The sequence below is a fragment of the Streptomyces sp. NRRL S-455 genome, assembly GCF_000717875.1.
GTDB lineage: Bacteria > Actinomycetota > Actinomycetes > Streptomycetales > Streptomycetaceae > Streptomyces.
The window spans coordinates 209,080-222,553 of record NZ_JOCT01000004.1; the positions used below are offsets into that span (position 1 = coordinate 209,080).

Consider the following 13,474-nt stretch of genomic DNA (forward strand, 5'->3'; position numbering starts at 1 on the left):
GGGGGCCGCGTCGCGGGAGCGGCCGGGCGCCGGTTCAGCCGAAGGAGTCAGCCGTGATGCTGTCCGGGTCGGGACCGCCGCGCAGGCCGGTGTCGAGGGCGTCGACGGCGGCCGTCTCGTCGGCGGTGAGCGCGAAGTCGAAGATGCCGATGTTCTCCGCGATGCGGTGCGGCGTGACGGACTTCGGGATCGCGGACAGGCCGTGCTCGATGTGCCAGCGCAGCACGATCTGCGCGGGGGTCTTGCCGTACCTGGCGGCGATCTGAGTGATGACCGGGTCCTGCAGCGGGCTCTTGCCCGCGTGCGGGGCGTCGGGCCAGTACAGGTTCACCGCGCCGAGGGGCGACCACGCCTGGGTGACGATGCCGAGGCCGGCATGCGCTTCGCGCAGCTCGCCCTGGATGAAGTACGGGTGCAGCTCGACCTGGTTGACCGCCGGTACGACGTCGGTGCGCACGATCAGGTCGTTCAGACGCTCGGGGCTGAAGTTGGAGACGCCGATCGCCCGCACCCGCCCGTCGGCCAGCAGCTTCTGTGCTGCCTTGTACGCGGCGACCGTGGAGTCGAACGCGGACGTGTACGGGAAGTGCAGCAGGTACAGGTCCAGGTACTCCAGGCCCAGCCTGCCCAGGCTGGCGTCGAAGGCACGCAGGGTCGCGTCGTGGCCGAAGTCCGAGAGCCACAGCTTGGTGGTCACGAAGACCTCGCCGCGGTCGACGCCGGAGGCGACGACGCCCTCGCCGACCTCCTTCTCGTTGCCGTAGACGGCGGCGGTGTCGATCAGGCGGTAGCCGTGCTGGAGCGCGGTCGTGACCGCGGTGGCGGTCTCCTCCGGTGGGCTCTGGAAGACGCCGAGGCCGAGCGCGGGCATCTGCACGCCGTTGTTCAGCGTGATCATCGTGCTCTTGCCAGTCATGGTGGTTCCTTGCATGAGCGGGGACGGACCGATACGAGGTTCGATACCGGTCGGCCCCAAAGCGGGGCACTGACCATGCAACCGGGAACGGACACGATGAGGGAGTCTCCGCTGTGAGGGGTAACAGCAGGGACCCCCAGCGGCATATGCGCAGGCCAAAGCCCCGCCCTTGCTGCCGACGGCAGCCGGAGAAGGCGGGGCTGTGGACGTCGGTTCAGTTCTCGGAGTCCGCCTCGGCGGCCTGCTCATCCGCGGCCTCGGCCGTGGCGGACCAGCTCGCCAACAGGTTCAGCGCGTCCGCGGCGGCGGAGCCGGGGGCCGCGTTGTACAACGCCACGACCAGCCCCGAGCCGTCCGGCAGGTTCATCGATTCGAAGTTGACCTCCAGCTCGCCGACGACCGGATGCCGGAGGCGTTTCGTCCCGTCATGGAAGACGTGTACGTCGTGGGCGCCCCACATCACGCGGAAGGCGTCGCTGCGGGTCGACAGCTCACCGATCAGGTTCGACAACTCGCGGTCGTACGGGTTCTTGCCCGCCTCGATCCGCAGCGCACCCACAGCGCCCCTGGCGATGCGTTCCCAGTCGACGTAGAACCGCCTGGCCGCGGGGCTGAGGAACACGAACCGCACGGTGTTCGCCCCGCAGACCGGATCGGCGTACATCTCCGAGAACAGTGCGCGACCGAGCGGGTTGGCGACCAGAATGTCGAATCGGTGGTTCTTCACGAACGCCGGCATGCCCGGCATCCCGTCAACGATGCGCTGCACGCTGGGCCGCACAGCCGGCCGGGCAGTGCGGCGGCTCACACGGGCGGGCGTCTTGTTCGCCGCTCGGGCCAGGTCGTACAAGTGCGTGCGCTCCGTGTCGTCAAGCCGCAGAGCCTGGGCCAGCGCCTCCAGGACGCTGTCGGAGACACCGCTGAGATTGCCGCGCTCCAGACGCGTGTAGTACTCGACGCTGACGCCCGCGAGCGTCGCGACCTCGTTCCTGCGGAGCCCGGCCACCCGGCGTTGGCCGTACACGGGCAGACCGGCCTGCTCGGGCGTGATCTTGTCACGGCGAGACTTCAGAAACGCACTGGTTTCGGCGCGGTTGTCCATGAGACCAGGCTAGGTTCGCCGCACGCGGGCTGAGAGACCCTGTCATTACCCCTCACAGCATTAACCCTCAGCGCCAGCCCCTTCCGGTTGGGCGGAGTCGCAGGTCACATGGGTTCGCCGCTGGTTACCTCCCCGCCCCCAGGCGGGATGCGGACGGACCTTCCGGACGAGTCGCCACCACAGTGCAGAGGAACACCATCCGCCCGGCTCCGGCATCGAAACCCCCTGGAAGCCGACGCAACAGCGGCGCCTGAGGCAGCCGACCAAACACACGGTCCGAAACCCAGCACGAGCATTCTCATCCCATCCCAGCATGGGAAAGAACAAGGGGCCCAACCCGAAGAGTCGGACCCCTCCTGAACTGCATGTTTGCAAGATCAGCGAAGTGGTGTTGCGTCAGCCGCTACACGTTGAACCGGAACTCCACCACGTCCCCGTCCTGCATCACATAGTCCTTGCCCTCCATACGGGCCTTGCCCTTCGCGCGGGCCTCCGCCACCGACCCCGTCTCCACCAGGTCGTCGAAGGAGATGACCTCCGCCTTGATGAAGCCCTTCTGGAAGTCGGTGTGGATGACGCCGGCGGCCTCGGGGGCCGTGGCGCCCTTCTTGATGGTCCAGGCGCGGGATTCCTTGGGGCCGGCCGTGAGGTAGGTCTGCAGGCCGAGGGTGCGGAAGCCGACGTGGGCGAGGGTGGCGAGGCCGGGCTCCTCCTGGCCGACGGACTGGAGGAGTTCGAGGGCCTCGTCCTCGTCGAGCTCGGCGAGGTCCGCCTCCAGCTTGGCGTTGAGGAAGATCGCCTCGGCCGGGGCGACCAGGGCACGCTGCTCGTTCTTGAAGTCCTCGTCGATCAGCTCGTCCTCGTCGACGTTGAAGACGTAGAGGAAGGGCTTCGTGGTCAGCAGGTGCAGGTCGTGCAGGAGCTCGTTGCGCTCGGTGCCCTGGACGATCCCGTGCGCGAAGAGGGTGTCGCCCTTCTCCAGGATCTCCTTGGCCTCCTCGACCGCCTTGACCTTCGCCGCGAGGTCCTTCTTGATCCGCGACTCCTTCTGGAGCCGGGGCAGGACCTTCTCGATCGTCTGGAGGTCCGCGAGGATCAGCTCCGTGTTGATCGTCTCGATGTCGTCCTTGGGCGAGACCTTGCCGTCGACGTGCACGACGTTCTCGTCCTTGAAGGCACGGATGACCTGGCAGATCGCGTCGGACTCGCGGATGTTCGCGAGGAACTTGTTGCCCAGGCCCTCACCCTCGGACGCACCGCGCACGATGCCCGCGATGTCGACGAAGTCGACGGTCGCGGGGAGGACGCGCTGGGAGGAGAAGATCTCGGCCAGCTTGGTGAGGCGAGGGTCGGGGACGCCGACCACACCCACGTTCGGCTCGATGGTGGCGAACGGGTAGTTGGCCGCCAGCACGTCGTTCTTGGTCAGGGCGTTGAACAGGGTCGACTTGCCGACATTCGGCAGACCGACGATTCCGATCGTGAGCGACACGTTGCGACTTCCCGTGAGTGGAGAGGGCCAGGGGGCCAGGGGACCGGCCGATCCACCAGTCTACGGCGTGTCCGGAACCGTCCGGGCGGCGTATCGAACGCATGGCCAAGCGTCGGCGCACGGCGTGTCTGAGGGGACATTCGGCATATTGAACGACCTAAGTTGGTGCGGTGGAGCGATACAGGACGCGACCTGCCCAGTACGGACCGCGACGTGACCGGCCCGGATCGCCCCTGCCGCCCCAGGCGGGACGGGGGGCCGGCGGTGGAGCGGTCCGGCAACCGGGGCCGCAGCGCGGTCCGGCGGCAGTGCGGCGACCGGGGCCGCAGCGCCGTCCGGCGGCTGTGCGGCGGCCCGCCCCCGCGCAGGCACCCGCGCAGGCACCCGCTTCGGGGAGGATGCCGAACCCCCGGCTGACCGGGCTGGGCAGCGGGTTGTTCTGCGCGGTGGTGATGTTCCTGCTCGGCTGGCTCTCGGCCGTGCTGTTCGGGGCGTCACCCACGGCGTACGGCGTGCTGTTCCTGCCGGTGTGCGTGCTGACCGCCGTCTGGGTGCGCCGGGTGGACCTGATGACCGCGCCTGTCGTGGTGCCGATCGCGTTCGCGGTGGGGCTGCTGCCGGTGGCGGACGGCGACGACGGCCTCGCGGGCCGGCTGATGGGGCTGGTGACGACGCTCGCCACGCAGGCCGGGTGGTTGTACGGAGGCACCCTGATCGCCGGGCTGATCGTGATCGTCCGGCGGATCCGGATGGTGCGGCAGCGGAGGGCGGCCAGGGCCAGAGCCCGATGAGGTGCCCCCAGGCCGGCTAGCGGCCCGCCGCCCGCATCGCCGCCCCCACGATCCCCGCGTTGTTCTGCAGCTGCGCCGGGACGATCTCCGCCTTGATGCCCTCGATGTGCGGCAGGAACTTGTGGGACTTGCGGCTGACGCCGCCGCCGATGATGAACAGGTCGGGCGAGAACAGCATCTCGACGTGCGCGAGGTACTTGCGCACCCGGTGCGACGCCCAGTGCTCCCACGACATGTCGTGGTCCTCGCGGGCCTTGCTCGAGGCCCGCTTCTCGGCGTCGTGCCCGTCGAGCTCCAGGTGACCCAGCTCGGTGTTGGGGAGCAGGACGCCGTCGGCGAAGACCGCGCTGCCGATGCCGGTGCCGAAGGTCAGCAGGATCACCGTGCCCCTGCGTCCGCGGCCGGCGCCGAAGTGCATCTCGGCGACGCCCGCCGCGTCCGCGTCGTTCACCACCGTCACCGGCAGTCCGCCCAGCCGCTCGCCGAGCAGTGCGCGCGCGTCGGTGTCGATCCAGCTGTCGTCGACGTTCGCCGCCGTGCGGATGGTGGCCCCGTCGGTGACGACGCCCGGGAACGTGACTCCGACCGGCCCCGTCCAGCCGAAGTGGTCGACGACCTGCTTGACGCCGTCGGCCACCCCGTCGGGCGTGGCCGGCTGCGGGGTGAGGACCTTGTGGCGCTCCTGCGCCAGGTCGCCCTTGTCCAGGTCCACCGGGGCACCCTTGATCCCGGAACCGCCGATGTCCACACCGAAGATCTGCATGGCCCTACGCTACGACGAACGACTGACCGTCACGGGCCGGACAGCGGTCACCGCCCGGCCCGTTCCCGATCACTCCCCGGAATTTTCACCGGTCCCGGCGCCGGCACCGCCGCGCTCGGCGACCAGCGCCGCCGCCTCCTCGCGCAGGTCGCGGCGCAGTTCCTTGGGCAGCGAGAAGGTGATGGACTCCTCGGCCGCCTTGACGATCTCGACGTCCTCGAAGCCGCGCTGCGAGAGCCACTCGAGGACCTGCTCCACCAGGACCTCCGGCACGGAGGCGCCCGAGGTGACGCCGACCGTGGAGACGCCCTCCAGCCAGGCCTCGTCGATCTCGTCCGCGAAGTCCACGAGGTACGCCGCGCGGGCGCCCGCGATCTTGGCGACCTCGACGAGCCGCTTGGAGTTGGAGGAGTTGCGGGAGCCGACCACGATGACCAGGTCCGACTCGGCGCCCATCTGCTTCACGGCGAGCTGGCGGTTCTGCGTGGCGTAGCAGATGTCGTCGCTGGGCGGGGAGATGAGCTGCGGGAACTTGTCCTTCAGGGCGTCGACGGTCTCCATGGTCTCGTCGACGGACAGCGTGGTCTGGGAGAGCCAGACGACCTTGGAGGGGTCACGGACCTCGACCTTCGCCACATCGCCCGGCCCGTCGACGAGCTGGATGTGGTCGGGGGCCTCGCCGGAGGTGCCGATGACCTCCTCGTGCCCCTCGTGGCCGATCAGGAGGATGTCGTAGTCCTCGTTCGCGAAGCGGACGGCTTCCTTGTGGACCTTGGTGACCAGGGGGCAGGTGGCGTCGATGGTGGCGAGCTTGCCGCGCTCGGCCTCCTCGTGGACGACAGGGGCGACGCCGTGCGCCGAGAACATGACGATGTTGCCCGGAGGGACCTCCTCCGTCTGCTCGACGAAGATCGCGCCCTTCTTCTCCAGGGTCTGCACGACGTACTTGTTGTGGACGATCTCGTGCCGGACGTAGACCGGAGCGCCGTACTGCTCCAGCGCTTTCTCGACGGCGATCACGGCGCGGTCCACACCCGCGCAGTAGCCCCGGGGGGCGGCGAGCAGGACACGGCGGCCAGGCGAAGCAGACATGCGTCCCATCGTAAGGCCGTGTTCCACGGGGCGAAGATCGCGTCCGGGTGAGCCGTGTTGTCAGCGGCGCCCACTACTCTCGCCGGCATGGCTGTGAACACGTCTCCGGAATCCCCCCTCCCCGTCGGTGAGGTGTCGCGGCTCATCGGGGGGTGGATCGACCGGCTCGGGGCGGTATGGGTCGAGGGCCAGATCACGCAGTTGTCGCGGCGCCCGGGGGCGGGTGTGGTGTTCCTGACGCTGCGGGACCCGTCGTACGACATCTCCGTCAGCGTGACCTGCTACCGGCAGGTGTTCGACGCGGTGGCGGACGTGGTGAGCGAGGGTGCCCGGGTCGTCGTGCTGGCGAAGCCCGAGTGGTACGCCCCACGGGGGCAGCTGTCGCTGCGGGCCGCCGAGATACGGCCCGTCGGGGTCGGTGAGCTGCTCGCGCGCCTGGAGCAGTTGAAGAAGACCCTCGCGCGGGAGGGCCTGTTCGCGCCGGAACGGAAGAAGCCGCTGCCCTTCCTGCCGCAGCTGGTCGGGCTGGTCTGCGGGCGGGCCTCGGCCGCGGAGCGGGACGTCCTGGAGAACGCCCGGCACCGGTGGCCCGCGGTGCGCTTCGAGGTGCGCAACGTCGCCGTGCAGGGCGTGCACGCCGTGCCGCAGGTCGTGCAGGCCGTGAAGGAGCTCGACGCGCTCGAGGCCGTGGACGTGATCATCGTCGCGCGGGGCGGCGGCAGTGTGGAGGATCTGCTGCCGTTCTCCGACGAGCAGCTGATCCGGACGGTGGCGCAGTGCCGTACGCCCGTGGTGTCCGCCATCGGGCACGAGCCCGACAACCCGCTCCTCGACCACGTGGCCGACCTGCGCGCCTCCACACCGACCGACGCGGCCAAGAAGGTCGTGCCGGACGTCGGCGAGGAGTACGAGCGGGTGCGGCTGCTGCGGGACCGGGCGCGGCGGTGTGTGGCGGCGCTGGTCGAACGGGAGGAGCGCGGGCTGGCCCACGCGCTGGCCCGGCCGTCGATAGAGGACCCGCACCGGATGATCGACGAGCGCGCCGACCAGGTGGCGGACCTGCTCGACCGGGGCCGTCGCTGTCTGCGCCACCAGCTGGACCGGGCGGACTCGGAGCTGACGCACACGCACGCGCGTGTGGTGGCCCTCTCCCCCGCCGCGACCCTGAAGCGGGGGTACGCCGTGCTGCAGAAGGCGGACGGGCACGCGGTCCGCGACCCGGGCGAGGTGGAGGCCGGCGAGGCGCTGCGCGCGCGGGTCGGTGAGGGTGAGTTCTCCGTACGAGTGGACACATAAGGTGGGTGGATGACCAGCGAGGTTGATGAGACGCCGGGCATGACCGAGGCGCTCGGGTACGAGCAGGCGCGGGACGAGCTGATCGAGGTCGTCCGGCGCCTGGAGGCGGGCGGTACGACGCTGGAGGAGTCCCTCGCGCTCTGGGAGCGGGGCGAGGAGCTGGCCAAGGTGTGCCGGCGCTGGCTGGACGGGGCGCGGGCGCGGCTGGACGCGGCGCTGGCGGAGGAGGCCGCAGAAGAGGACGCCGAGTAGTCACGGATGGGTCCATTGCGGGGTGACGCACGACACCCTCACTTTAGTTGAAGGTTGAACTTCACTCGCGTACGGTCGGAGACGTCAGCCGATCTTCGGACCCGACACCGCGAGAAAGTGCCTTCATGTCCCTCGTTCTTGACCCCGCCGCCCAGGACCTGCTGTTCCGCGAGGCCCGCACCGCCAACACCTTCACCGACGAGCCGGTGACCGACGAGCAGGTGCAGGCGATCTACGACCTGGTCAAGTACGGTCCGACCGCCTTCAACCAGACCCCGCTGCGCATCACCCTGGTCCGCTCCCCCGAGGCCCGCGAGCGCCTGGTCGCCCACATGGCCGAGGGCAACCGGCCCAAGACGGCGAGCGCCCCGCTGGTCGCGGTCCTCTCCGCGGACAACGAGTTCCACGAGGAGCTGCCGCACCTGTTCCCGGCCATGCCGCAGGTCAAGGACCTCTTCTTCGCCGAGCGCCCGGTCCGCGAGAACGCCGCCACGCTGAACGCCGCCCTCCAGGCCGCCTACTTCATCGTCGGCGTCCGCGCCGCCGGTCTCGCCGCCGGCCCGATGACCGGCTTCGACTTCGAGGGCGTCCGCAAGGAGTTCCTGGACGACGACCACACCCCGCTGATGGTCGTCAACATCGGCCGCCCGGGCCCGGACGCCTGGTACCCGCGCTCGCCGCGGCTGGAGTTCGACCAGGTCGTCAAGACGGTCTGAGATCCGCCCGCACGGCTCGAGAACCACACACAGGGAAGGCCCCCGGCATGCCGGGGGCCTTCGCCGTGGCAGGAGGTCTCACTCCGCCTTCAGCGCGTCCGCCATCTTCGTCAGCTGCGCGAACGACGCGGTGCCCGTCACGACCGTCGTCGATCCCTTCGTGCCCTCGAGGACCAGCGCGTCGTACCGGCCGCCCTCGTAGCGGCTCCACGTCCGGCCGTCGATCTTCTCGGTCCTCCCCGTCTCCTGCGAGCCCTTCGTCCGCTCGTCGATGAAGACCGGGCGCCGCTGAGTGGACTGCTCGACGGCCACGTACTCCCCTTCGGGATCGTGGAAGCCGAGGTGCCAGGCGTCGAACTCGTCACCCTGATAGCGGACGGAGGTGGCCTTCCATGTGCCGGGCAGGCCCTCGGGTGCGGCCACGGGATACGGGGCCGCGCGGCGTGCCGTGAGCAGCTCGACCCGGTAGTCGACGCGCTTTACCTCGCGCGGGCTGTCATCGTGTGGGATGAAGAGGTATATGACGCCCGCGACCAGGACGATGACACCCATGGAGAGGATCATGTCCCGCGCCGTCTTCTGCTTGCCGTTCGTGCCTGCCACGTCCCCTATCGTCGCAGGTGCCGAGCGCGCTCATCCGTGGGGGCCCCTGCTCATTTTGCCGTCTCGGAGATAGAGTCGGGCGACAGAAGCCCTCATCCGGCCGTCGTCGTACAGAAAGGTGCGCTCCGATGACCGAGCATCATCACTTGCCGTCCGAACTGGATGTGCCCTCCGAGGCCCCCGACCGCAACCTCGCCCTGGAGCTGGTCCGGGTGACCGAGGCAGCGGCGATGGCCGCGGGCCGCTGGGTCGGACGCGGTGACAAGAACGGCGCCGACGGTGCCGCGGTGCGCGCCATGCGCACCCTCGTCTCCACCGTTTCGATGAACGGCGTCGTCGTCATCGGCGAGGGCGAGAAGGACGAGGCCCCGATGCTGTTCAACGGGGAGCACGTGGGCGACGGGACGGGGCCTGAGTGCGACATCGCCGTCGACCCGATCGACGGCACCACCCTGACCGCGAAGGGCATGACGAATGCGATCGCGGTGCTGGCCGCGTCCGAGCGCGGCACCATGTTCGACCCGTCGGCGGTCTTCTACATGGACAAGCTCGTCACCGGGCCCGAGGCGGCCGACTTCGTCGACATCAACGCGCCGGTGGCGGTGAACATCCGCCGGGTCGCCAAGGCGAAGCGGTCCGCCCCGGAGGACGTCACGGTCGTGATCCTCGACCGGCCACGGCACGAGGGCATCATCAAGGAGATCCGGGACGCCGGGGCGCGCATCAAGCTGATCTCCGACGGTGACGTGGCCGGCTCGATCCTGGCGCTGCGCGAGGGCACGGGCGTCGATCTGCTGCTCGGCATCGGTGGCACGCCGGAGGGGATCATCTCGGCCTGTGCGGTGAAGTGCCTGGGCGGCACGATCCAGGGCAAGCTGTGGCCCAAGGACGACGAGGAGCGGCAGCGGGCGGTCGACGCGGGCCATGATCTCGACCGGGTTCTGACCACGGAGGACCTCGTCACCGGGGAGAACGTGTTCTTCGTGGCCACGGGCATCACCGACGGCGAGTTGCTGCGGGGAGTCCGGTACCGGGCCGAGACCGCTACGACCGACTCGATCGTGATGCGGTCGCGGTCGGGGACGGTGCGGAGGATCTCTTCCGAGCACCGGTTGAGCAAGCTGCGGGCCTACAGCGCGATCGACTTCGACAAGGGGAAGTAGGAGCGTCCAGGGGGATGGGGGGCTGCGGATCGCCGGCGAGTGCGGGTCGGTTGTGGTTGATCGCGCAGTTCCCCGCGCCCCCTCGGAAGCATTCTCGGCAAGCCCATCGAAAGGGCGTCCCCGGTGCGGTGGGGACGCCCTTTCGCCGTGCCGTGCACGTGTCAGCCGGCCGCGGCTATCCGGTTCGCCGAGCGGGCCGCGTTCTTCAGTTCCACGTCGCGGCGGCGGCGCCGGGCCAGGACCACGCGGCGTTCGGCGGCGGTGAGGCCGCCCCAGACGCCGTAGGGCTCGGGCTGGAGCAGAGCGTGTTCGCGGCATTCGACCATGACCGGACAGCGGGCGCAGACCCGCTTCGCCGCCTCTTCCCGGGAGAGCCGGGCGGCCGTCGGTTCCTTGGAGGGGGCGAAGAAGAGGCCGGCCTCGTCCCGCCGGCACACCGCCTCGGTGTGCCATGGGGCGTCTTGGTCCCTGTCTCGCACTGGCACCCGCGGGGCCGGAACGGCAGCTACCTGCAGGGACGAATGCGGCGGTTGCAGCACGGTCTACTCCTGACGACGGCTTCGCGAGCGAGAGACGATGCAGCAAGCCCTACCCGCTGTGCGCGTGCCTATGCACTGAGTTCCCAACGGCCGGTCCCGCCACGGATTTCACGGCCCGCGAGGCCGCGCACCAGTGGGGTGAATTGCCTTCAACCCGGGATGAATTCGCGACTGTCAATGACCGAGATGCTTGCGCAAACTCTTGTCGACCTTGCGCTGCACCCGGTCGAAGATGTCCGCGACGAGCCTGCCGCGCCGGGGCCGCGCCTCGACGCTGCCCAGGACGGCCCAGCCGTCGACGTAGACGACCGGGGCATCCGGTTCGTCCGAGTCGAGCGCGTCCACCTCGAAGCTGCCGAGCACGCCGCCGCCGGTGCCGCGCAACGACACGTTCTCCGGGACACGGACATCGACGCTGCCGAAGAGCGCGAAGGACTTGATCACGACCTGCTGGTGGTCGAAGAGGGCCTCACTGAGGTCGATCTCGACACTGCCGAAGACCGCGTACGCGTGGATGCGGCGGCCGGCGCGAAAGCGGCCCTTGCGGACGGCGCCGCTGAAGACCGCCACCACGTTGTCGTCCGGGTCGGCCGGAACGACGTCGGCGATGGGGCGGTGCGGGACCTGCGCCCGGGACGGGCCGCCCGGGCCCTGGTGGTGGGCGGCGGGCAGGTCCCGTATGAAGACCTCCAGCTCGCCGACCGTCTTGGCGCGTAGCACCCCGTCGACACGCTCGGCGTGCTCGTCCGCGGTGAGACGGCCCTCGGCGAGGGCGTCGTGCAGGATGCCGGCGATCCGGTCGCGCTCGGCGTCGGAGGCACGGAACTCGGAGGCCGCCGGCGCGGCCCGCTGCTGAAGATCACGCTTCTGAAGGTCCTGCTTCTGGAAATCCGGCTTCTGGAGGTCCACGGCAGCAGCGTACCGAAACACGATAGATCGCGATACCCCCCTGCATCGCGCGACCGTGACGAACTGAGCCTTACCTCACAAGCTCGCCGTCAGCGGCAGGTTCTACGCTGGTGGGCGCTCGCCGAAGGAGGCGGGTCGCCGTCCGCAGAGTGAGGAATGGGCTGAGATGCCTGAGTTCGCGTACACCGATCTGCTCCCCCAGGGAGAGGACACCACCCCGTACCGGCTGGTGACCTCCGAGGGTGTCTCCACGGTCGAGGGGCCGGACGGAAGGACCTTCCTCAAGGTGGAGCCGGAGGCGCTGCGCAAGCTCGCCGAGGAGGCCATCCACGACATCCAGCACTACCTGCGCCCGGCCCACCTCGCGCAGCTGCGCCGCATCATCGACGACCCCGAGGCGTCGGGCAACGACAAGTTCGTGGCGCTGGACCTGCTGAAGAACGCGAACATCGCGGCGGCGGGCGTGCTGCCCATGTGCCAGGACACGGGCACGGCGATCGTGATGGGCAAGCGCGGCCAGAACGTGCTGACGGCGGGCCGTGACGAGGAGGCCCTGTCCCGCGGCATCTACGACGCGTACCAGAACCTCAACCTGCGCTACTCGCAGATGGCTCCGCTCACCATGTGGGAGGAGAAGAACACCGGCTCCAACCTCCCCGCGCAGATCGAGCTGTACGCGACCGACGGCGGCGCCTACAAGTTCCTGTTCATGGCGAAGGGCGGCGGCTCGGCCAACAAGTCGTTCCTCTACCAGGAGACGAAGGCCGTTCTGAACGAGGCCTCCATGATGAAGTTCCTGGAGGAGAAGATCCGCTCGCTGGGCACGGCGGCCTGCCCGCCCTACCACCTGGCGATCGTGGTCGGCGGCACGTCCGCCGAGTACGCGCTGAAGACCGCGAAGTACGCCTCCGCGCACTACCTGGACGAGATCCCCGCGGAGGGCTCCGAGCTCGGGCACGGCTTCCGGGACCAGGAGCTGGAGCAGAAGGTCTTCGAGCTGACGCAGAAGATCGGCATCGGCGCGCAGTTCGGCGGCAAGTACTTCTGCCACGACGTGCGCGTGGTGCGGCTGCCGCGGCACGGCGCGTCCTGCCCGGTCGCCATCGCGGTGTCCTGCTCCGCCGACCGCCAGGCCGTCGCGAAGATCACCGCCGAGGGCGTGTTCCTGGAGCAGCTGGAGACGGACCCGGCGCGGTTCCTGCCGGAGACGACGGACGAGCAGCTCGAGGAGAGCGGTGACGTCGTCCGGATCGACCTGAACCAGCCGATGGACACGATCCTCGCGGAACTCACCAAGTACCCGGTGAAGACCCGCCTGTCCCTCACCGGCCCGCTGGTCGTGGCGCGTGACATCGCGCACGCCAAGATCAAGGAGCGGCTGGACGCGGGCGAGGAGATGCCCCAGTACCTGAAGGACCACCCGGTGTACTACGCCGGTCCGGCCAAGACGCCCGAGGGGTACGCGTCCGGCTCCTTCGGTCCGACCACGGCCGGCCGGATGGACTCCTACGTGGAGCAGTTCCAGGCGGCGGGCGGCTCCAAGGTGATGCTGGCCAAGGGCAACCGCAGCAAGCAGGTCACCGACGCGTGCAACGCCCACGGCGGTTTCTACCTCGGCTCCATCGGCGGCCCGGCCGCCCGGCTCGCCCAGGACTGCATCAAGAAGGTCGAGGTCGTCGAGTACGAGGAGCTCGGCATGGAGGCCGTCTGGAAGATCGAGGTCGAGGACTTCCCGGCGTTCATCGTCGTCGACGACAAGGGCAACGACTTCTTCCAGGACCCGGCGCTGGCGCCCACGTTCACCTCCATTCCGGTACGGGGTCCCGGACTCGCCTGAGAA

At 69.5% G+C, this 13,474-nt stretch carries 14 protein-coding genes; 6 read left to right on the plus strand and 8 right to left on the minus strand.

What is annotated here, in order from left to right; genetic code table 11:
* Positions 1–34: 34 nt before the first annotated feature.
* The 3 genes from IE97_RS0106555 to ychF all read right to left on the minus strand — a co-directional run bounded on the left by IE97_RS0106555 (position 35) and on the right by ychF (position 3,510).
* Positions 35–916 (minus strand): aldo/keto reductase, encoded by an 882-nt coding sequence (locus IE97_RS0106555; RefSeq protein WP_030232726.1) that lies wholly within the window; start codon positions 914–916, stop codon positions 35–37.
* A 214-nt stretch (positions 917–1,130) separates the two neighbouring features.
* A complete protein-coding gene (locus tag IE97_RS0106560) occupies positions 1,131–2,018 on the minus strand; it encodes a helix-turn-helix transcriptional regulator (RefSeq protein WP_030232728.1) in 888 nt (295 codons plus the stop codon).
* Between the two features lie 403 nt (positions 2,019–2,421).
* Positions 2,422–3,510: a redox-regulated ATPase YchF gene (ychF, locus tag IE97_RS0106565; RefSeq protein WP_030232730.1), complete on the minus strand. Its 1,089-nt coding sequence runs from the start codon at positions 3,508–3,510 to the stop codon at positions 2,422–2,424.
* 170 nt (positions 3,511–3,680) lie between these two features.
* Between ychF and IE97_RS39925 the strand changes: the two genes are divergently transcribed.
* A complete protein-coding gene (locus IE97_RS39925; RefSeq protein ID WP_030232733.1) occupies positions 3,681–4,301 on the plus strand; it encodes a DUF6542 domain-containing protein in 621 nt (206 codons plus the stop codon).
* A gap of 16 nt (positions 4,302–4,317) precedes the next feature.
* On the opposite strand, the gene ppgK is transcribed toward IE97_RS39925, so the two are convergent.
* Positions 4,318–5,064 (minus strand): polyphosphate--glucose phosphotransferase, encoded by a 747-nt coding sequence (gene ppgK, locus IE97_RS0106575; protein WP_030232737.1) that lies wholly within the window; start codon positions 5,062–5,064, stop codon positions 4,318–4,320.
* A gap of 69 nt (positions 5,065–5,133) precedes the next feature.
* Entirely contained in the window at positions 5,134–6,165 is a 1,032-nt protein-coding gene (locus tag IE97_RS0106580) for a 4-hydroxy-3-methylbut-2-enyl diphosphate reductase (protein WP_106975306.1), read from the minus strand.
* A 78-nt stretch (positions 6,166–6,243) separates the two neighbouring features.
* Here IE97_RS0106580 and xseA point away from each other — a divergent pair, with 78 nt between their 5' ends.
* From xseA to IE97_RS0106595, 3 genes are all read left to right on the plus strand, one after another.
* Positions 6,244–7,452 carry an exodeoxyribonuclease VII large subunit gene (gene xseA / locus IE97_RS0106585; protein ID WP_030232744.1) on the plus strand — a complete coding sequence of 403 codons (1,209 nt, stop codon included), beginning with the start codon at positions 6,244–6,246 and terminating at the stop codon, positions 7,450–7,452.
* Positions 7,453–7,461: 9 nt separating this feature from the next.
* Entirely contained in the window at positions 7,462–7,704 is a 243-nt protein-coding gene (locus IE97_RS0106590) for an exodeoxyribonuclease VII small subunit (protein WP_030232747.1), read from the plus strand.
* Positions 7,705–7,829: 125 nt separating this feature from the next.
* Positions 7,830–8,420: a malonic semialdehyde reductase gene (locus IE97_RS0106595; protein WP_030232750.1), complete on the plus strand. Its 591-nt coding sequence runs from the start codon at positions 7,830–7,832 to the stop codon at positions 8,418–8,420.
* 78 nt (positions 8,421–8,498) lie between these two features.
* Here the strand turns inward: IE97_RS0106595 and IE97_RS0106600 are convergent, their stop codons facing one another.
* On the minus strand, positions 8,499–9,023 hold the full coding sequence (locus IE97_RS0106600; protein WP_030232755.1) for a DUF4245 domain-containing protein: 525 nt from the start codon (positions 9,021–9,023) through the stop codon (positions 8,499–8,501).
* Between the two features lie 128 nt (positions 9,024–9,151).
* On the opposite strand from IE97_RS0106600, the gene glpX reads away from it, so the two are divergent.
* Positions 9,152–10,186 (plus strand): class II fructose-bisphosphatase, encoded by a 1,035-nt coding sequence (gene glpX / locus IE97_RS0106605; protein ID WP_030232760.1) that lies wholly within the window; start codon positions 9,152–9,154, stop codon positions 10,184–10,186.
* 161 nt (positions 10,187–10,347) lie between these two features.
* Here the strand turns inward: glpX and IE97_RS38255 are convergent, their stop codons facing one another.
* Together IE97_RS38255 and IE97_RS0106615 are read right to left on the minus strand one after the other, a co-directional pair.
* A complete protein-coding gene (locus IE97_RS38255; protein ID WP_030232765.1) occupies positions 10,348–10,725 on the minus strand; it encodes a WhiB family transcriptional regulator in 378 nt (125 codons plus the stop codon).
* A gap of 174 nt (positions 10,726–10,899) precedes the next feature.
* Positions 10,900–11,634 carry a DUF1707 SHOCT-like domain-containing protein gene (locus IE97_RS0106615; protein WP_030232769.1) on the minus strand — a complete coding sequence of 245 codons (735 nt, stop codon included), beginning with the start codon at positions 11,632–11,634 and terminating at the stop codon, positions 10,900–10,902.
* A gap of 166 nt (positions 11,635–11,800) precedes the next feature.
* On the opposite strand from IE97_RS0106615, the gene IE97_RS0106620 reads away from it, so the two are divergent.
* Positions 11,801–13,471, plus strand: coding sequence for a fumarate hydratase (locus IE97_RS0106620; RefSeq protein ID WP_030232772.1), 1,671 nt, complete (start codon positions 11,801–11,803; stop codon positions 13,469–13,471).
* Positions 13,472–13,474: the final 3 nt, after the last annotated feature.